Origin of the sequence: Mycolicibacterium arenosum, from assembly GCF_024320865.1 — a bacterium.
Classification (GTDB): domain Bacteria; phylum Actinomycetota; class Actinomycetes; order Mycobacteriales; family Mycobacteriaceae; genus Mycobacterium; species Mycobacterium arenosum.
Window position 1 is genome coordinate 183807 of the sequence record NZ_JANDBD010000011.1, and the last position, 19800, is coordinate 203606.

The 19800-nt window shown below is 68.7% G+C and carries 16 protein-coding genes; 7 read left to right on the plus strand and 9 right to left on the minus strand.

Features of this window, described 5'->3' with window-relative positions; genetic code table 11:
* Window positions 1–13: 13 nt before the first annotated feature.
* On the minus strand, window positions 14–1717 hold the full coding sequence (locus tag NM203_RS24965) for a DUF7937 domain-containing protein (RefSeq protein ID WP_255063276.1): 1704 nt from the start codon (window positions 1715–1717) through the stop codon (window positions 14–16).
* Between the two features lie 371 nt (window positions 1718–2088).
* On the opposite strand from NM203_RS24965, the gene NM203_RS24970 reads away from it, so the two are divergent.
* Window positions 2089–4218 carry a DUF7159 family protein gene (locus NM203_RS24970; protein ID WP_255063277.1) on the plus strand — a complete coding sequence of 710 codons (2130 nt, stop codon included), beginning with the start codon at window positions 2089–2091 and terminating at the stop codon, window positions 4216–4218.
* 13 nt (window positions 4219–4231) lie between these two features.
* Here NM203_RS24970 and NM203_RS24975 read toward each other — a convergent pair whose 3' ends face one another.
* Window positions 4232–5440, minus strand: a complete 1209-nt coding sequence (locus tag NM203_RS24975; RefSeq protein ID WP_255063278.1) for a GAF domain-containing sensor histidine kinase — start codon at window positions 5438–5440, stop codon at window positions 4232–4234.
* Window positions 5437–6090 carry a response regulator gene (locus NM203_RS24980; protein ID WP_255063279.1) on the minus strand — a complete coding sequence of 218 codons (654 nt, stop codon included), beginning with the start codon at window positions 6088–6090 and terminating at the stop codon, window positions 5437–5439. Before NM203_RS24980 ends, NM203_RS24975 begins: the two co-directional genes overlap by 4 nt.
* A gap of 105 nt (window positions 6091–6195) precedes the next feature.
* Between NM203_RS24980 and NM203_RS24985 the strand changes: the two genes are divergently transcribed.
* Together NM203_RS24985 and NM203_RS24990 are read left to right on the plus strand one after the other, a co-directional pair.
* Complete coding sequence (locus tag NM203_RS24985; protein ID WP_255063280.1) at window positions 6196–6963, plus strand: HAD family hydrolase; 768 nt, start codon at window positions 6196–6198, stop codon at window positions 6961–6963.
* A gap of 17 nt (window positions 6964–6980) precedes the next feature.
* Window positions 6981–8132: an NAD(P)/FAD-dependent oxidoreductase gene (locus tag NM203_RS24990; protein ID WP_255063281.1), complete on the plus strand. Its 1152-nt coding sequence runs from the start codon at window positions 6981–6983 to the stop codon at window positions 8130–8132.
* 30 nt (window positions 8133–8162) lie between these two features.
* Here NM203_RS24990 and NM203_RS24995 read toward each other — a convergent pair whose 3' ends face one another.
* The 4 genes from NM203_RS24995 to NM203_RS25010 all read right to left on the minus strand — a co-directional run bounded on the left by NM203_RS24995 (window position 8163) and on the right by NM203_RS25010 (window position 13635).
* Window positions 8163–9920 carry an HNH endonuclease signature motif containing protein gene (locus NM203_RS24995; RefSeq protein WP_255063282.1) on the minus strand — a complete coding sequence of 586 codons (1758 nt, stop codon included), beginning with the start codon at window positions 9918–9920 and terminating at the stop codon, window positions 8163–8165.
* Between the two features lie 130 nt (window positions 9921–10050).
* On the minus strand, window positions 10051–10926 hold the full coding sequence (gene mmsB / locus NM203_RS25000; protein WP_255063283.1) for a 3-hydroxyisobutyrate dehydrogenase: 876 nt from the start codon (window positions 10924–10926) through the stop codon (window positions 10051–10053).
* Between the two features lie 13 nt (window positions 10927–10939).
* Window positions 10940–12103 (minus strand): acyl-CoA dehydrogenase family protein, encoded by a 1164-nt coding sequence (locus NM203_RS25005; RefSeq protein WP_255063284.1) that lies wholly within the window; start codon window positions 12101–12103, stop codon window positions 10940–10942.
* Window positions 12104–12114: 11 nt separating this feature from the next.
* Entirely contained in the window at window positions 12115–13635 is a 1521-nt protein-coding gene (locus tag NM203_RS25010) for a CoA-acylating methylmalonate-semialdehyde dehydrogenase (protein ID WP_255063285.1), read from the minus strand.
* Between the two features lie 207 nt (window positions 13636–13842).
* Here NM203_RS25010 and NM203_RS25015 point away from each other — a divergent pair, with 207 nt between their 5' ends.
* The 4 genes from NM203_RS25015 to NM203_RS25030 all read left to right on the plus strand — a co-directional run bounded on the left by NM203_RS25015 (window position 13843) and on the right by NM203_RS25030 (window position 18215).
* A complete protein-coding gene (locus tag NM203_RS25015; RefSeq protein ID WP_255063286.1) occupies window positions 13843–15258 on the plus strand; it encodes a YncE family protein in 1416 nt (471 codons plus the stop codon).
* Window positions 15259–15355: 97 nt separating this feature from the next.
* On the plus strand, window positions 15356–15685 hold the full coding sequence (locus NM203_RS25020) for a DUF732 domain-containing protein (RefSeq protein ID WP_255063287.1): 330 nt from the start codon (window positions 15356–15358) through the stop codon (window positions 15683–15685).
* A gap of 76 nt (window positions 15686–15761) precedes the next feature.
* On the plus strand, window positions 15762–16472 hold the full coding sequence (locus tag NM203_RS25025) for an LpqN/LpqT family lipoprotein (protein WP_255063288.1): 711 nt from the start codon (window positions 15762–15764) through the stop codon (window positions 16470–16472).
* Between the two features lie 72 nt (window positions 16473–16544).
* Window positions 16545–18215, plus strand: coding sequence for an LpqN/LpqT family lipoprotein (locus NM203_RS25030; protein WP_255063289.1), 1671 nt, complete (start codon window positions 16545–16547; stop codon window positions 18213–18215).
* Here NM203_RS25030 and rfbC read toward each other — a convergent pair.
* Window positions 18202–18792 (minus strand): dTDP-4-dehydrorhamnose 3,5-epimerase, encoded by a 591-nt coding sequence (rfbC, locus tag NM203_RS25035; protein WP_255063290.1) that lies wholly within the window; start codon window positions 18790–18792, stop codon window positions 18202–18204. The two genes, NM203_RS25030 and rfbC, sit on opposite strands and share 14 nt — an antisense overlap.
* Window positions 18789–19784 (minus strand): dTDP-glucose 4,6-dehydratase, encoded by a 996-nt coding sequence (gene rfbB / locus NM203_RS25040; RefSeq protein WP_255063291.1) that lies wholly within the window; start codon window positions 19782–19784, stop codon window positions 18789–18791. The genes rfbC and rfbB overlap by 4 nt, the downstream gene beginning before the upstream one ends.
* Window positions 19785–19800 lie beyond the last annotated feature (16 nt).

Below are 19800 nucleotides of genomic sequence, written 5' to 3' on the forward strand. Positions count from 1 at the left end.
AGCGCGGCGTCGGTTACCGGTGGTAGCGCGTTTCTCCAGGCTTGATCGGTCCCTGCTCGGGTCTGCGCTGGATTCGCAGCTGGGCCGTCGGCGGTGTCGGTCCGTCGCCCGGGTCCGGCGAAAGTGGCTGAGCACCGGTTGTTTCGGGCCTGCGCTGGATCCTGAGCATCGCCGTCGGTTCCGCCGTATCAGCGCGCGCCGGGTCGGGGCGACGGTGAATTCTGAGCATGCCCGTCGGGGCTGCCGGAGCCGCCGGAGGAGCCACCGGCGCTCCCGCGCCCACCGGTACGGGCGCCTCGGCGACGGGTGCCTTGGCGGCGGGCGCCTTGGCGACGGGTCGAGCCGCCCTGCGTTTCACCACCCAGCCCGCCAGCGGTCCGGTCAGCAGCACGGCGACGAGGATCGCGACGCTCAGTCCGCAGATCACGACGTCGAAGGTGCTGGTGATCTGCTGCGCGAGATTGTTGCCGTACACACCGGTTGGGGACGGCTCGTCGTAGCGGGGGGCGAGCGCGACCCCGAGGACGAGTTGGGCGATCGTGAACACGGCGAGCACCCCGCTGAATGCGGCGATCACGGTCGACGACAGGCCGCCCTTGGCGAGGTTGCGTCGCAGCCAGACGGCGATGACGCCGGTGGTGAGGTTGAACCCGGCGAGCGCGATGGTGTCGTAGATCGAGTGCGGCAGTTCCAGGGTGCTCGTCACGAAGAAGTCGACGACGCGCAGGCCCGCTGCGGCGAACGCCCAGAAGGCGATGAGCGACAGGCACTTCAGGGCGGCACCGCGATACACCCCGAGATTCGGCGGGCGGATCAGGAACACGGCGTAGAGGGTCGTCGGCGCCACGATCGCCGCAGCGGCGGCCCACGCGAGAAAGCCCTCGTAACCGACTGCGGCAGTGGAGGTGTTCTGGGCGATGCCGTGGAAGGCGTCGACGTCGCGGCCCACACCGGCCACCCAGACCAGGAGCCCGGCCAGGACGGTCGATGCGCCGAGCGCGGTGGCGGCCAGGCGCCCCGCCGCGGACTTCTGCACGAGCCACGACGAGCCGATCGCGACGGCGGTCATCGCCACCGCGCCGTACAGCAGGGTGGTCACGACGACCGCCGCGTCGTGGGCGCCGAACGCGATGTCGGTGACGAAGAGATAGCGCAGTCGCAGGAACAGGTTGTACGCCACCGCGACGGCTGCGAGGGCGATCGAGGTGATGCCGATGATCCTGCTCGCGGAGTACCACCGCTGAAAGCTGTTGTCCTCAAGGGTCGTTGCGGTGATCGGCGGTTGCGCGGCGAGAACCGCGCCCGCGGCGCCCAGCCACGCACCGGGTCCGATACCCGGCGGAACCGCGCCGGTACCGGAGTAGAGGACGATCTGCTCGATGTGAAAGACGACGAAGCCGACCACGCCCAGGAAGTAGGCGACGCTCAACCAGAATCGAACTCGGCTCGCGCGGCGGGCATCCGCGCCCTGCGCCGTCAGCCGCAGCGGCGGGACGTGCACGGCGAGCGCCCCGAGGACGGCGAGCACGGTCAGTGCGACCAGGACGGCGTAGACCGTGGAGTTGGTACCGGGGATTCCGAACCCGAAGTACACGCTCCACGGGAGGAAGAGAGCGACGACGAGCAACACCGCCGCGGTGACATCGCGGACCAGATTGGCACGGATCGGCACGTAACCCGCCCCCGGCTGCGGATCCCCGGTGCCGTGGTCAGTCATCGTGACGTCCCCCTTCTCGCCCGTGTCGGACGCGCGACACGCAGTCGAATTCTGACACGTTCGACGGGTAGCGCAATGGTGGCTGGACACAGTCCACCAGAGCCGCGCGGATTGCAGGCGAATTCGGTGCGCGGCACACAGGCGCCACCAGCGCTGAAACGTTATTCGTCGTGTGGTCGATGCACTGGGTAACACCAACACGCGATGGTGCTCTTTGGAGTTAGCTGAGCGCTCGGCGAGCGACAGTGGTCCACCAGCGCTTTAGCGCGGTGAGAGCCATTGGGCGCCTCGTCGTCGCGATTTGCGGTAGCCTCGCTCGCGCCGTGGCTTCGCTCGACGGGTCAGGGCGCGCGCCGGAGAAGGAGGGGCTCGTGGACGTAGTCCTCGGGGTGGCGGTGACGGGACCTGTGGCCCGGCTGGCGATGGTGGGTTCGCCGGCCGATGGCGGGCAGGTGCACGACCAGTACGAATTCGCCGTGTCGCCCTATGGCACAACGGAACTGGTGGACACGGTGGTCGGAACGGTCCGCGACGTGGCCAGCGCCGGGCATCGGGTCGTCGCAACGCGGCTGTGTGTACCGAATCCGGAGCAGGCCGAGGAACTGGTTCAGACGCTGATGCGCTTCGGCGTCGACGACGTCGACGTCGTCTCGGAAGCCGAAGCGGCCACCGCGCTGGTGCGCAGCACCGACGGACCCGGCTCGGCGTTGCTGTTCGTGGACTCCGAGGCGGCCACGGTGACGGTGATCGGCCCGGACGTGGACGCGACCACGCTCATCGACTCCGCGCCGGTGGCGGGTGCCGGCGTAACGGCGGCGTGCATGACGGTGCTCGACAGACTCCGCAATCGGCCGGGCGCTCCGAACCGCGTGACGCTGGTGGGGATCGGTGACACCTCCGCCACGGTCGCCTACGACATCGGGGGTCGTTCGGCGATGCCCGTGCAGGTACCGGACGACCCGAGCTTCGCGATCGCACGGGGCGCCGCGAAAACCGCGCGTCCGCTGACCGAACTCCCCGCGGACACGGCGTTGGCGCCGGCACCGGGCGGGGCACCGCTGACCGCGGCGACGCCGACCACCCCGGACCTCTACGTGCCCCCCGCGCCGACACCCGACGCCGGTGTCACCGCGCTGGCCGGTGTGATCGAGCCGCAGCTGGCGTACTCCCAGGTACCGGACGTCGACCCGCTGAACCTCGGCGGCGAGCAGTACGGCGACGCGGATTTCGGTGACGCCCTGACGCAGATGCCCATGGAGCCGTTGTCCGACTTCATCCCCGAAGACGACGACGAGACCGATTACGCGGCAGCGCCGCCGGTGCGACCGCGCGCCCTGCTGCTCGGCAGTGGCATCGCGGGTGTCGTCTTCGTCGCATTCGCGGCGACCGCGGTGACGGTGGCGATCAGCGTGCGGCCGACAGCGGTGACCAGTGCACCGCCCGCGCCTCTGGTGAAGGCCGACACCGTGCCGGGCAAGTACCTCCCGCCGGTGCCGCACGAGCCCGATCCGGTGGCGCTGCCGAGGGTGGATCTGCCCGCACCACCCGGAGCGGCCCCGCCGGTGATCGTTCCCATCGCATCGCGCCCGAGCTCCGGAGTCGCCCGATCCGGCGGCGGCACAGCCGGATCCGGAGGGTCGGCGCCGACCAACCGGGGCGGCGGAGCCCCGCCGCCGGCACGCCCCGGAACTCCGGGGCCCGTGGGTCCGCCGAACGGCGGGGCGGTCGTGCCGCCGGTCGCTCTCGGCAGCATCTTCGCCGGGGTGGGCGCCATCATCGAGTCGGTCGGCAGGACCGCCGCGCAACTCGAGTTGATCCGGCTGCGGAACGAGCAGATCGCCGAGGAGCAGGCCAAGCAGGAAGCCGAGGAGAAGGCCAAGCAGGAGGAGGAACAGAAGAAGAACGGCCTCGTCGACGAGACCGACAACAGCGGAAGTTCCTCGGTGACGTCCTCAAGCCCGTCCACCCCCGGTACGTCCACCTCGACGGCTGAGACGTCGACGTCCGAGAGTTCGACGTCCGAGACGTCGACATCGACGAGTCCGACGTCGAGCACCGGTTCGTCGACCACGGAGTCGTCCACCACGGAGTCGTCGAGCACCGGTTCGTCGACTACGGAGTCGTCGAGCACGGAGTCGTCGACCACCGGTTCGTCGACGACGCCGTCCGTGTCGGAGTCACCCACTCCCGCCGAGCGTTCGGCCAGCGAGTCGTCGCCCACCGTGCCGTCGACTCCGTCGTCGAAGCCGACGACGGCGATCACTCAGGCGCCGACGACGAACGTGCCGTCCGCGACCCCGCAAGCGCCGGTGACGACTCAGGCGCCCGTCATCACCCAGGCGCCGGTGGAACCCAGCCCGGCCTACACCGCTCCCCCCGAGCCCGTGGTCACGGCGCCGCCGGAGCCGGCGTACACCGCGCCGCCGGAGCCGGAACCGACGTACGAGGCACCTGCGGAGACGGCGGTCACGACGACGTTCGCCGACTCCGGCTTCGAGTGAACCGAGAGACGGGTTACTCCGTGGACGGCAGCGGAATCGTCGCGGTGACGGTGGTGCCGGAGCCGGGGCGCGACCGGATGTTGAGCCTGCCGCCGACGATCTCGGCCCGCTCGGCGATCGACAGCAGGCCGTAGCCGCCCATCTCGTCGCCGCCCAGTGGGTTCTCGAACGTGTCGAAACCTACTCCGTCGTCGGCGATTTCGAGCCGCGCGGCGTCGCCGCTGTCCATCGGCACCACCGCGAACGACAACGTCGCGGTCGTCGCGTGCGCGTGTTTGACGACGTTCTGCAGACACTCCTGCGCGATCCGGTACAGCGCCAGCTCGATGTGATCGGGTAGCCGGACCTCCGACACCTCGACGTCGATGCCGACCTGCGGGATGGAGCGGGCGAGGCTCGCCAGTCCGCCAGCCAGGCCCAGGTCGTCCAGCACCGGTGGGCGCAGCCCGTTGATCGCCGCCCGTGCCTCGCCGAGCGTCAGGTCGATGAGTTCGCGGGCCAGCGTCAGCTGCTCGGCTGCGACCGGCCGGTCGTCGCCCATCGCGCGCGTTGCGGCGTCGAGCCGGTAGGACAACGTGATCAGGCGTTGGCTGATGCCGTCGTGGATGTCGCCCGCGAGCCTGCGGCGCTCCAGCTCCTGGGCCTGGATGACCTGCTCGACGAAGTTCTCGTGGGCCCGGTCGCGCGCGACGAGCTGCCGGTGCAGCCGCGCCTGGTGCATGGCGCCCGCGATGAGCCTGCCGATCACCAGCAGCAACTCGACGTCGCGGTCGGCGAACTCGCGGCGCCCGACCGTGTGCACGTTGAGCACGCCGACCAGCCCGCCGGGATCGGTTTCCATCGGCACCGACACCATCGAGGTGAAGTCCGAACCCCGCAGCGACTCGAACGGTCGGTAGCGGGGATCGGACTCCTTGTCCTGGATGATCACGACCGGTTCGCGATGGCTCGCCACCCAGCCGGATACGCCTTCGCCCAGGGGAAGTCGGATCTTGCCCACCTGGCTGTCGAACGGCGGAGTGGCGCCGGTCAGCGTCAGCGAACGTTCCGTGTCGTCCAGCACGTGGACGAAGCAGACGTCGGTCTCGGTGGCCGCCGTGATCATCCGTGCCGCCGCCGCGGCCAGCGGCTCGACCCCCGGCCCCGACGACGCCGCGCGAATGATCTCGCGCAACAGCGCGAGTTCGCGGTCGGCGGTCAGCACACCGGTCGGCCGGGTCACTGGTAGATGCCCTCCCGCAGCGCGGTCGCCACGGCGCCCGTGCGATCGGTGACGCCCAGCTTGCGGTAGATCGACCGCAGGTGCGTCTTCACCGTCTCGTCGCCGATGACGAGCTTGTTCGCGATGCCCTTGTTCGACAGGCCGTTGACGACACACGACAGGATCTCGCTCTCGCGCTGCGTGAGGCCCTGCCGCGCACCGGGCCAGAACTCGTCGCGCTGCATCCTGGCCGCGGTGTCGACGGCGCGTGCCGCCATGCCGGGGTCGATGGCCGTCTCGCCGCGATGCACGAACTCCAGCTGCCGGACGAGTTCGTCGCTGCTGATGCTCTTGAGCAGGTAGCCGCGCGCGCCGACGCGGAGGGCCTGGAACAGGTACTGCTCGTCGTCGTAGACCGACAGCATGACGACCTTACGGCCGGGATCGCGGTCGCGGAGATCGGCGCACAGGTCCAGTCCGCTCGCGCCCTGCATGCGGACGTCGCAGAGCACGACGTCGGGATCGAGGTCCGCGATGACGCTGAGCGCCCGCTCAGCGCCAACGGCCTGGCCGACCACCTCCACCCGGTCACCGAACGAGGTCAGCATCGCCTTGAGTCCCTCGATGACCATCTCGTGGTCGTCTACCAGCACCAACCGCACGGGTTGCATGTCAACACCTTAAGGCGGCGGCCCGCGCGCTCCCCCCAAGATGACGCCGCGAATCCCCCAGATGGGGGAGGTTCACCCGGTGTGACCTGGGCCACCCTGTTGAGCATGACGGTTACGTGTGAAGAGCGGTCGTTCTGGTGGGATGCGGGGCGTCCCGCCCTGGCCACCGTCGAGCCCCTCCAGGCCGTCGTATTCGACCTGGACGGCGCGCTGGCGGACATCGAGCGCGACGGGCAGCGCCAGGCGTTCAACGCGGCCTTCGCCGAACACGGGCTCGGCATCGAGTGGAGCGTCGAGGAGTACGGCCGCCTGGTGTGCATCGGCGACGAGCAGCGCCGTATCGCGTCGGCGCTGCGCCGGGCGGGTTTCGGCCGGGTCAGTGCCGAGATCGCCGCACACGTGCACCGGACTAAGAACGAGGTGTTCGAGGACTCCGTGCTGAACGGCGACGTCACCCCGCGCGCCGGTCTCGACGATCTGGTCAACAGCCTGTACTTCGCGGGGATCCCCGTCGCCGTGGTGAGCACGGGCGCCCGATCGTGGGTCGACCCTCTGGTGCGCCAACTCATCGGCGACGGTATCGCCGACACCGTCGTCACGCCCGACGACCTGCCGCGCCCCGGCCGGGAACCCGACCTGCACGGGCACGCACTGTGGGAACTCGGCCTCGGGCCGGAGAGCGCGCTGGCCGTCGCGGGCGGCCCGCGCGGGTACCTCGCCGCGCGCGCGGCGAAGCTCGCCACCGTTGTCGTCACCACCGGGTACACCGTCGGTGCCGACTACACCGGCGCCGCCGACGTGCGCACGTCCTACGACGGCCTGCTGGCCGGTGGGTGCGAGGTGCTGCACCGGCGCCACTGGGCGGGCCGCTGATCGCCTAGCGTTGCGTCGTGGCCGACGTACTGGTGCTGGGATCGGGATTCGCGGGGCTCTGGGCCGCGTTGGCTGCGGCACGTCGGATCGACGAACTCGGAGCATCGGGCGTCGACGTCACGGTCGTCAGCTCACAGCCGTACCACGACATCCGGGTGCGCAATTACGAGCCCGACCTCACCGATTGCCGGATACCGCTGAGCGATGTTCTCGACCCGGCGGGCGTCGCGCACGTCGCCGCCGACGTCACGGCCATCGACCCGGCGGCGCACACGGTGACCACGTCGGTTGGCGAGCGACGCTACGACCGCCTGGTCGTGGCGCTTGGCAGCGCCGTCGCGATTCCCGACATACCGGGGTTGCGCGAGTTCGGGTTCGACGTCGACACCTACGACGGCGCGATGACGCTGCAGGCGCACCTGGATGGACTGAGTGCCCGGAGCACCGTGGTCGTCGTGGGCGCCGGCCTCACCGGTATCGAGACGGCGTGCGAGCTCGCCGGGCGGTTCCGGGTGGTGCTCGTCGATCGCAACCCGCGGGTCGGGTCGGACATGGGGGAGTCGGCACGCCCCGTCATCGAGCGGGCGCTTGCCGCTAACGGGGTCGAAACCCGGTGCGGGGCAGGCGTGGTGGCCGTCGACCGTGACACTGCCACGCTGTCGACGGGTGAGGTGGTGACTGCCTCGACGGTGGTGTGGTGCGCGGGAATGCGGGCCAGCGGCGTCACCGCGTCCCTCGGCGTTCCGCTCGACCCCCTCGGCCGGGTGGCGGTCGACGACTACCTGCGGGTGTCCGGACTGGACGGGGTGTTCGCCGCCGGCGACGTGGCGGCGGCGCGGATGGACGACGAGCACCTGTCGGTGATGTCGTGTCAGCACGGCAGGCCGATGGGCCGCTATGCGGGGTACAACGCCGTGAGCGACCTCCTGACGGCGCCGATGCTCCCGCTGCGAATCCCCTGGTACGTCACGGTATTGGACCTCGGTCCGTGGGGCGCCGTCTACACCGAGGGGTGGGGACGCACGGTGGTCGCCACCGGCGCGGACGCCAAGGCCACCAAGAACACCATCAACCGTGAGCGGATCTACCCGCCGCGCACCGGCAGTCGCGCCGACCTCCTCGCGGCCGCCGCACCGGACCTGCAGTCGCGTCCGACGGCGGAGGGATGAGCATGGTTCGCAGGGGGCGAGTGCACTCCGCTAAAAGGGTGGGATGGATTCGCGGAGGTACTGCTCGACCCATTCGGTGTTGGCTCGGCGTTCGTCGTCGATACGCTTGGCGCGGGCCTGTTTTCGGGTGATCGCGCGCCGCGGCATGGTCAGGCCCGCGGTGTGTTTCGGGGGTGGGGTGCCGGTGGTGACGACCTCGGCGGTGGGCGCGCACAGTTCACCGAACAGCAGCCGACTGCCCGGATAGGTGGTGGTCTGCTGCCCGTCGGGGTCGGTCCACACGACGGTTCCGTCGGGTGCCAGGGTGTAGGTCCAGTCCGGCCAGAACGTCTTGAGCAGGTGGTGCTCGACGCACAGGCAGGCCAGGTTCGACGCCATGGTCGCTCCGTAGGGCCAGGGGATGACGTGGTCGATCTGACAGACCGTGGCGGGTCGGGTGCAGCCCGGATGCCGACACGTCAGGTCGCGAGCGCGGACGAAGTCGGCCAGTCGCCGCGAGGGTCGGTATCGGGGTTCCGGTGGCGCCTGACCGGGGTGGATCAGGGCCGTGATCCTGGCGTGCATCGCCAAGTGCGCGATCAGGGGCGCGGGCAGCACGCCGCCGCCGAGGACGACGCCGGGGCCGGCGGGGCAGAACTGTCCGGGGTCGGCGCTCTGCTCGGCGCACAGTTCGGCGAAGGTGTACTCGCGCAGCGGTTTGGACAGCATCGGCGGTGCTTCGCCGACCAGCCCGCGGCGCTGCGCGGCGAGGTCCCCCACCCCGGGACCGGGCCTGGACTCGGGCTCGGCTGGCGTCTCGCGGTCGTCCTCGGTAGGCGGCTCGTAGTTCGATGATGTTGGTGAGCAGTCTGATTCGGAACCCGCAGTGCTGTCGGCGTCGTTGTCCTCGAACCCGAGATCGTCACTGCAATCGAACCCGTCGTCGGGTGGCGGTTCGACGTCGTCGTCGGGTTCGGGTGGTTCGGGTGCCGGGCCACCGGCGTTGTCGAGGGCGTCGCGGGGGGCGATGACGTGGATGACTACCCCGCCGACGGGCGGGGTGGTGGCGGCGTCGCAGGCCGGGGATTCGCACATGCACGGCACCCGGTTCCAGCCGAACCCCATCGCCCCCACCGCGGCCGAGCGAAGCTGATCGCGGGTGCGGGGATCGCGATCGCAGACGGTGGCGGCCAATGCGTCCAACCGGGTGTCGAGCGCGCGGCCCTCGGGCTCGGTCACCGTGGCCGTCACGTACGCGGCGCCGTGGTCGTAGGCCACCTCGGCGTGGCGGCTGCGCGCCTTGTCCTCGGTGCGGCGCACCGCGTACGGGTCGTGACGCAACACCACGGCGTCGATGTCGGCGTCGAGCTGATTCAACGACCGCGCCCCGTGGCTGCGCAGATCGGCGGCCAACTCGGCGTCCACGGCGCGCACCGCGTCCGGGTCCTTCACCAGCCCGGTCCTGGTGCAGATGGTGCGCACCACCAGGTAGGTGATCAGCCCCTCGTCGAACACCGCGCCCACCATCGGCAGTTTCTCGGCCAGGATGACCGCGGTCATCAGCTGCCCGTTGGCCATGCCCCCGGTAATGGTCTGGGCGGCCCCGATCTGCGCGCACACCGCCGACCAGGTGTCACAGCGCCACTGCTCGCGATCGGCCGACCCCGACGCCGCGTAGGCCCGTTCGAGCATCTGATACATCGACGCCAGCCGCGCCGCACACGCCGCGTTCTCCAACCGGGCCTGCGCCCCGACCCGCCCGGCCGGGGTACGCGCCCCGGCGACCGCGGCGGTGAACTCTTCGAACACGCTTTCGACACTACCGGCGTCAACCCCCCGAAACCACAGGTCCACCCCGCCCTGTGGATGAACAGCCGACTGTGGATAACCAACGCGCACAACACGTTACATGTCACACCCGCGTGCTAGGCGCGGCTGGCTAACCCCTCCGGATCAACTCGATCACCGCGGAGAAGTCCTTGTCCGCGTGATCTTGGTTGAACTTCGCGTAGATCTCCGCGGCGTGCGTGCCGAGCGGCGCGGAGGATCCGGCCGATTTCACCGCGTCCATGGCCAGGCCGAGGTCCTTGTTCATCAACGCGGTCGCGAACCCCGGCTTGAAATCGTTGTTGGCGGGTGATGTCGGAACCGGTCCGGGGACAGGGCAGTTCGTGTGCACCGACCAGCAGTTGCCGGTGGCTCCGGTGATGACGTCGAACAGCGACTGCGCGGGCAGGCCGAGCTTCTCGGCGAGCACGAAGGCCTCGCCGATGGCGATCTGCTGTACCGCTAGCACCATGTTGTTGCAGAGCTTGGCGGCTTGCCCCGCGCCCGAATCGCCGCAGTGGATGATCTTGCCCGCCAACGGTTCCAGAATCGGCTTGGCGCGTTCGACGGCGTCCGCCTCGCCGCCGAGCATGAAGGCCAGCGTGCCCGCCACCGCGCCCTTGATGCCTCCCGACACCGGGGCGTCGAGCTGCGCAAGGCCGCGGGCGAGGGCCTGCTGGTGGATCTCGCGTGCGTCGTCGACCGAGATCGTCGAGGTGTCGATGAACAGCGCGCCGTCCTCGGCGGCGGGCACCGCGTCGGCGTAGACGCTCTTCACGATGGCCCCGCTGGGAAGCGACGTGATCACCGCGTCGGCCCCCGCGACCGCGTCGGCTCCGCTGTCGAACGTGGTGGCGCCCTTCGCTTCCGCAGCCTCCCTCAGCGCCGCGACGACGTCGAAGGCGCGCACGGTGTGGCCCGCCGCGACCAGATTCGCCGCCATCGGACCGCCCATGTTGCCCAAACCCAAGAACGCAATCGTCGCCACTCACATCTCCTTGTTACGACGCGCGCGCACGGGAAGCCTCGGCTCGCCCGATCACCACGCGCATGATTTCATTGGTTCCCTCGAGAATGCGGTGCACCCGCAGATCTCGGACGATCTTCTCCAGGCCGTACTCGCGCAGGTAGCCGTAACCGCCGTGCAGCTGCAGCGCCTGGTCGGCCACCGTGAAACACGCGTCGGTGACATAGCGCTTCGCCATCGCGCACAGCGCCACCTTGTCCGGATGATCGCCATCGAGCGCGGCAGCCGCCCGCCACAACAGGTTTCGCGATGACTCCAGCGAGGTGGCCATGTCGGCGAGCGTGAACCGGATGGTCGGCTCGTCGAGCAGCGTCATCCCGAACGCCTCACGGTCGGCGAGGTAGGCGACCGACTTGTCGTACGCGGCCTGCGCCCCGCCCAGCGAACACGCGGCGATGTTGATACGTCCGCCGTTGAGCCCGTTCATCGCGATCGCGAATCCGGTGCCCTCGCCGTCGGCTCCGCCCAGCATCGCGTCGGCAGGCACGCGCGCGCCCTCGAAGACCACCTGCGCGGTGGGCTGCGCGTTCCAGCCCATCTTGTACTCGTCGGCCCCGAACGAGACGCCGGGCGTCTCCCTCTCGACGACGAACGCCGAGATTCCACGCGGTCCGTCGCCCCCGGTGCGGGCCATCACGATGTACACGTCGGATGCCCCGGCGCCGGAGATGAACTGCTTGACGCCGTCGAGCACGTACTCGTCACCGTCGCGAACGGCCTTGGTGCGCAAGGCACTCGCGTCCGATCCGGCCCCCGGCTCGGTGAGGCAGTAACTCGCGATCAGCTCCATGGACGCCAGCCGCGGCACCAGCTTCATGCGCTGCTCGTCGGTGCCGTAGGTGTCGACCATCCACGTACACATGTTGTGGATCGAGAGGAACGCCGCCACCGTCGGATCGGCGACCGACAGCTGCTCGAAGATCCGCACACCGTCGAGCCGACTCAGCCCGCTACCGCCGGAATCCTCCTGGCAGTAGATCGCCGCCATGCCGAGTTCGGCGGCCTCGCGCAGCACGTCGACCGGGAAGTGCTTGGTGGCATCCCAATCCAGCGCGTTCGGCGCGATGCGCTTGGCCGCGAACTCGGCCGCGGTCTCGGCGATGACGCGGGCGTCGTCATCCATCCCGAAGAAGTCCATGTATTCGTCGACTACTTCATGGTCGGGATGGAGAACTCCGCGCCGTCCTTGATGCCCGACGGCCAGCGCGAGGTGACCGTCTTGGTCTTGGTGTAGAACTGGATCGACGCCGGCCCGTGCTGATTCAGATCGCCGAAACCGGACCGCTTCCAGCCGCCGAAGGTGTGATAGGCCACCGGAACCGGGATCGGCACGTTGACGCCGACCATGCCGACCTGGACGTTGGCCACGAAGTCACGCGCGGCGTCGCCGTCGCGGGTGAAGATCGCCACGCCGTTGCCGTACTCGTGCTGAGACGGAAGTGCGAGTGCCTCGTCGTAGTTCGCCGCCCGGACGATGCACAGCACCGGGCCGAAGATCTCGTCGGTGTAGATCGACATGTCCGTGGTGACGTGATCGAACAGGGTGGGGCCGATGAAGTAGCCGCCCTCGAGGTTCGCATCGCCGAATTGCAGGTCGTCGCTGGCCCGTTCGCGGCCGTCGACCACGATATCGGCCCCGGCCTCGACGCCGGCGTCGATGTAGCCGCGAACGCGCTCGAGTGCGGCCTTGGTGACCAGCGGGCCGTAGATGGCCTTGGGGTCCAGGCTGTGGCCGACGCGCAGTTCGTTCACGCGCTCGGCGAGCCTTGCGCGCAGCCGATTCGCGGTTTCCTCACCCACCGGCACCGCGACACTGATGGCCATGCACCGTTCGCCCGCGCTGCCGTAGCCAGCGCCGATCAGCGCATCGACGGCCTGGTCCAGGTCGGCGTCCGGCATGATGATCATGTGGTTCTTGGCGCCACCGAAGCACTGTGAGCGCTTGCCGTTGGCGGCGGCCGTCGAGTAGATGTACTGCGCGATATCGGAACTGCCGACGAAGCCGACCGCCTGGATGTCGGGGTGCTCGAGGATGGCGTCGACGGCCTCCTTGTCGCCCTGCACCACCTGGAAGACGCCCTTGGGCAGGCCCGCCTCCTCGAACAGTTCGGCCAGGCGCAGCGGCACCGACGGGTCGCGCTCGGAGGGCTTCAGGATGAACGCGTTCCCGCATGCGAGCGCGGGGCCGGCTTTCCACAGCGGGATCATGGCGGGGAAGTTGAACGGCGTGATGCCCGCGACCACGCCGAGCGGCTGGCGAAGCGAGTAGACGTCGATGCCGGTGCCGGCGCCTTCGGTGTACTCGCCCTTGAGCAGATGCGGGATGCCGATCGCGAACTCGATGACCTCGACGCCGCGCTGGATGTCGCCGAGTGAATCCTCGAAGGTCTTGCCGTGCTCGAGGCTCAACAGCTCGCCGAGTTCCTGCTTGTTGGCGTTGACCAGATCGACGAACTTCATCATCACCCGCGCCCGACGCTGTGGGTTCCAGGCCGCCCACTCCTTCTGCGCCGTGACGGCGACGGCCACCGCGGCGTCGACGTCGGCCCGCGAGGCGAGCACGACCTCGGCCTGCACCTCACCGGTACTCGGGTTGAAGACGTCGGCGGTGCGAGTCGACGATCCGGCGGTGCGTTCGCCGTTGATGTAGTGCGGAATCTGCGTGGTCATGGAAGGCCCCTTGGGAACGGAGTGCCCGGCGTTACCGAGAATACTAGGAAATCCTAGTAATTTTGGACGGTGCCGCGCAAGGGCCCCCGCCCTGCATCGGGAAGCCAGGAAGAAATAGGGATTCCCCTGATGCGATGAGGCGCACGACGCCGATACATTTCGGTGCAGCGCCGCTGGACACCGGCGGAAACGCTCGAGGGGGAAGCAATGGTCAGCGCGCATTTTTCCGGCGACGGCCCGCGCTACCCGGTGCGACTCGGACTGAGCGGACTCGCGCTCGCCCTGGGCATGGGATTCGGGGTGTTGGCCACCCCCTGCTGCGCGTGGGCCGATCCCGCTGATGACACGACCGCATCGACCGAGTCGCCGTCGGACGTCGACGGCACCGCCGACCCGGACGGCCAGCAGACGGGCGCCGATGCCGACGGCGGCAGCCCCGCGAACGGCCCGGCGGTCGATTCGACCCCGGAGGGCGACTCACCCTCGCAGTCGGAGGTCACCCTCGGCGACGGCGGACCTGAGGTCATCATCCGATACTCGGGTGGCTACGAGGGCGACGCGCCGGCACCGGACCCGCAGGCGCCTGCCGAGGAGCCGACGCCGGCGGAGGTGGCACTCGCCGATCCTGCGGTGGACACCGAGCCGCCGCCCACCGTGACACCCGAGGTTCCGAGCGCGGTCGAGCCGCAGCCCGCGGCCGACGTGGCGATCGAAGCCGAGGAACCGGCGCGAGTCGACGACCCGGATGTCCTCGAGCCGCTGCGACTCGAGCACGTCGACGACCGGTTCCACCTCGGCACGCCCGACTCGCAGCCGGCGCGGAGGTCGGTCGTCGCCGGTACCGACACCGCGGCGACCACGAGTACCGGAGCCCTGAGCGCGCCTCTGATCACCGGCCCGCCGTTTCCGCCATTCGGCGAGTTGTTCACCGAGCCCGACGGGTTCCTCACCGCGGCGTCGGCGCTGCTCTCCGGCGTGCTGAACGTGCTCTTCGAACCCACGCCGGGCAGCGCGCCGCCCGACTCGCCCATCGTCTGGGCCGTGCTGGGACTGGTGCGACGGCAGTTCGCCGGCGGCGCCGACCCGAACCCGCTGGCGGAACCGGGGCAGACGAGTCGGGGCCCGGACGACGACCCCGAGACGTTCATCGTCGTCACCGGCGGCCGGTACGCCTACGTGGTCAATCGCGGCAGCGACTCGGTGACGGTCGTCGACGTCGACACCCACGAGGTGGTCGACGTCCCGGTGGCCCTCGACCAACTGGTCAGCACACCCGTGGTCAGCCCCGACGGGGCGAGGATGTTCGTGACGAGAGCGCACAACGGCGGCGTGTACGCCATCGACACCGTGCTCGGCAGCACCGTCGACATCGACGACGCCACCGCCCACTCGGAGCCGATCGTCGCCGGCGGATACGTCGGACCGAACGACTACTACGTGCCCGACGGTGGGTTGGCGTTCTCGCCGGACGGCGGCCTGCTCTACATCAGCAGGCAGCACGCGCAGATCGTCAGCGGCCTGTTCCTGCCCGCCGACGGTGATGTCGTGGTCGTCGGCAACGACCCGTCCGATCCGGCGACCTATCTCCAGGTCATCGGCGGCCCGATCGACGTCGAGGCCTGAGACTCCAAGAATTCGCCAAGAATGCGGCAAGCCCGGCATTCGAACCTGGTGGCAGCCCCGGGAAACGCCCGGAAGTACCAGACCAGGAGTTCCGAAGATGATCCGCACCACCCGCCTCGCCTCGTTCGCCGTCACCGCCCTCGCCGCTGCGGGCCTGACCACCTCCGCTCTCATCGGGGCGGGCGCGGCGTCCGCAGGCACCGTGGACGATCTCTTCCTCGAGGACGTCGCGAATGTGGGGATCGCCTACGACACGGCTTCGGGCGCCATCAACGACGGCCAGCTGGTCTGCCAGCGCCTCGACGAGGGCGCCGATCCCGACGACATCCTCGCCGACTACCGGGCGGCGAGCCCCGAACTGACCGTCAGGCAGGCCAAGGGCTTCATCGTCGCGGCGGCCACCGCGTACTGCCCCGAATACCTGTAACGCCGTAGTTGCTTTGCTCGGCGACCGGTTTGCCCTACCTTGGGGGTCCTAGATCTTGATCCCAGGAGGAGACGGTATGTCGGTGCGAACAGTTGGTGCTGTGGTGGCGGGAGTCGCCGCAGTCGGATTGGCGCTGTCGGGCTGCGGGTCGAAGGACGACACCGCGGCGACGACATCGTCTTCGAGTTCGGCATCGGAGTCGACCACGGCGAGCGCCTCGAGTGCCGCGCCGAGTTCGACGACGGCCGAGGCCTCCGCGAACGAGACGATCGACGACTACCTGAAGGCCAACGGCATTCAGCAGACACTGGTCAAGCGCGGGGATCCCGGAACTCCGGAGCTGGGGCTGCCCACGCCACCGGGATGGCGTGTCCTCACCGACTCCGAAGCTCCCCAGACCGCTTGGGGTGCAATCGTTCTCGATGATCCGGCGGCCGGCAGCAATCCGCCCGCCATCATCGCCACGATGGCGAAGCTGACGGGCGGCAACCCGGATCCCGCGACGCTGATGAGACTCGCGCCGAACAAGGTGAGGAGCCTGCCCGAGTTCGACGGACCGGAGACCGGTCAGGACGGTCAGCTCGCGGGCTTCCAGGCCTCCACGATCGGCGGGACGTTCGTGCAGGACGGGGTCAACATGCTGGTCGCGCGCAAGACGGTCGTCATCCCGGCCAAGGACGCCACGTATCTGCTGGCGCTGGAGGTAGAGGGCAACGAAGAATTTGCGATGCAGATGATGGACGCGACCGCGGCGATCGACGAGCAGACGACAATCACCGTGCCCTGAGGTTGAACCGTGTGAGTAGGCAATAGCGCCGAGTTAGCTTCTGGCTCCGGTGACCACCCGTAGTATCCGGTAATGCCGCTGACCGAGGGCGCCAACTTCGCGGGGTTCACTATTATTCGCTCGCTCGGCTCAGGTGGCATGGGAGAGGTGTATCTGGCGCAGCACCCGCGGCTGCCGCGGAGGGAAGCCTTGAAGCTTTTGCCGTCCGCCTTGTCGTACGACCCGCAGTACCGCGAGAGGTTCGATCGCGAAGCCGACCTAGCTTCGACTCTGTACCACCCTAATATCGTTGGAGTTCACGATCGAGGTGAGTCCGCAGGGCAACTCTGGATATCGATGGATTATGTCGACGGCCAAGATGCGGGTCGGCTTCTCACAGAACACTACTTGGACGGGATGTCGCTGCGCGACGTCGTCGCGATTGTCACCGCCGTTGCGGACGCGTTGGATTATGCGCATGCAAGAGGCCTTCTGCATCGCGATGTGAAGCCGAGCAACATTCTCGTTACAGACTCGCCCGGTAGGCGGATCGTCCTTGCAGACTTCGGAATTGCCCGGCGAGTTGATGATGACGCGGGCATCACCCAGACCAACATGACCGTCGGCACAATCGCATACGCGGCACCCGAGCAACTCATGGGTGGGTCACTTGACGGACGTGCAGATCAGTATGCATTGGCTGCCACAGCTTTCCACCTCTTGTCAGGGAGTCCGCCATTTCCGCAGTCCAACGCCGCGGTCATGATCGTAGAACGCTTGAAGGGCTCTACACCTCGCATTGGTGATTCACGGCCCGACCTAGTGTCTTGCGGCGGCGCACTCGCGCGCGCGATGTCGATGGACCCGAAATTGCGATTCTCGTCGTGCGCAGAGTTCGCCGAAGCACTTGCGCGAGGGCGTCTGGAACCGGTTACGAAGCCCTTGATCTCTGCAACAACGCAGTTAACCCCCGAAGCTTCACCAACGTTGCAAGCTCCAGTTGCGGAACGTTGGGGGACTTCGACGCGGAACCCACACCGCAAGATGATTGCATTAGGCGCGTTGACTTTTGGCGTGGTTGGTTTGCTTGTATTCGCGTTCGTGGCAATCATGCGAGCCGGCTCAGAAGAAGCAGCCCCGTCGCCCAAGCCGTCGGCCGGGGTGCCAATGCCGTCGTCGGCGGCTATTCCTTCAACCGGTTTAGCGCCGAGTTCGACGACGGCCGAGGCCTCCGCGAACGAGACGATCGACGACTACCTGAAGGCCAACGGCATTCAGCAGACACTGGTCAAGCGCGGGGATCCCGGAACTCCGGAGCTGGGGCTGCCCACGCCACCGGGATGGCGTGTCCTCACCGACTCCGAAGCTCCCCAGACCGCTTGGGGTGCAATCGTTCTCGATGATCCGGCGGCCGGCAGCAATCCGCCCGCCATCATCGCCACGATGGCGAAGCTGACGGGCGGCAACCCGGATCCCGCGACGCTGATGAGACTCGCGCCGAACAAGGTGAGGAGCCTGCCCGAGTTCGACGGACCGGAGACCGGTCAGGACGGTCAGCTCGCGGGCTTCCAGGCCTCCACGATCGGCGGGACGTTCGTGCAGGACGGGGTCAACATGCTGGTCGCGCGCAAGACGGTCGTCATCCCGGCCAAGGACGCCACGTATCTGCTGGCGCTGGACGTTCAGGGCAACGAGGAGTACGCGACGCAGATGATGGACGCGACCGCGGCGATCGACGAGGGCACCACGATCACCGTTCCCTGACGTACGTCTTCCACTCGTCCCACATCGGCAACAGACCGGCCGCCCGCACCTCGGCGAGCGTCGGAGCGGCGGCGTCCCGATCCGAGAGGATCGGGGCCGCCGTCGGCCACTCGATCGCCAGGGCGGGATCGTCGGCGCGGATGGTGTGTTCGCGGCCGGGTGCGTAACCGGCTGAGCACAGATAGGCAACGGTCGAATCATCTTCCAGCGCAAGGAAACCGTGCGCCAGACCCTCGGAGAGGTACACCGACCGGTGCGACACCGCGTCGAGGGTCACCGCGTCCCACCGTCCGAATGTCGGTGAGCCCACCCGGATGTCGACGACGACGTCGTACACCGCGCCGCGCAGGCAGGTGACGTACTTCGCCTGGCTCGGCGGTAGCTGCGCGAAGTGCAACCCGCGCAGCACGTTCGCCGCCGACACCGACACGTTGGCCTGGTGGAGATCCAGCCGGTGGCCGGTCATCTCGGTGAACTCGCGGTCGGTGAACCACTCGAAGAAGCGGCCGCGGGAATCCGGGTGGACGGTCGGCGTGATCTCCCACGCGCCCACCACGCTCAGTTCGCGGACGCTCACCGGCCCCACTCCTGGTAGGCGGCCTCTGCGGTGTCTTTCATGGGCCCCCACCATGATTCGTTGTCGCGGTACCAGGCGATGGTGGCCGCCAACCCGAGGTCGAACTCGGTGTGCTCGGGCGCCCAGCCGAGTTCGTCGCGCAGCGCGGACGGGTCGATGGCGTAGCGCAGGTCGTGTCCGGCGCGATCGGTCACGTGATCGAAGTCGTCGGGGTCGCGGTCCATCAGTCGCAGCACCGCGCGCATCACCGCGAGGTTGGAGCGTTCCCCGTCGGCCCCGATCAGATACGTCCGGCCGAGGCCGCCGTCGGTGAGCACTCGCCACACGGCGCGATTGTGGTCGTCGACGTGAATCCAGTCGCGGACGTTGGCGCCCGATCCGTACAGCTTCGGGCGTCGGCCCGTCAGCACGTTGGTGATCTGGCGGGGGATGAACTTCTCGACGTGCTGGTAGGGCCCGTAGTTGTTCGAACAGTTCGAGATCGTCGCTCGCACACCGTAAGACCGCACCCACGACCGCACCAGTAGATCCGCGGCCGCCTTGGTCGACGAGTACGGGCTCGACGGGTTGTAGCGCGTCTCGGCGGTGAAGCGGTCCTTCGCGTCTAGCGGCAGGTCGCCGTAGACCTCGTCGGTCGACACGTGGTGCAGCCGAACGTCGTTGCGGCGCACGGCCTCCAGCACGGTGAAGGTGCCGATCACGTTGCTGCGCAGGAACGGCTCCGGGTCGGCGAGTGCGTTGTCGACGTGCGTCTCCGCTGCGAAGTGGACGACGGCATCGGATTCGGCGACCAGCGTGTCCACCAGGGCTGCGTCGGTGATGTCGCCCTCCACCAGTCGGACGTCGTCGGCGACGGGGGCCAGCGACTCGCGACTGCCGGCGTAGGTCAGTGCATCGAGGACCGTGACCGCAACGTTCGGACGGTCGCGGACCGTGGAGTGCACGAAATTGGCGCCGATGAAGCCGGCGCCGCCGGTCACCAGCAGCCGCATGCGTCGACCCTAGCGG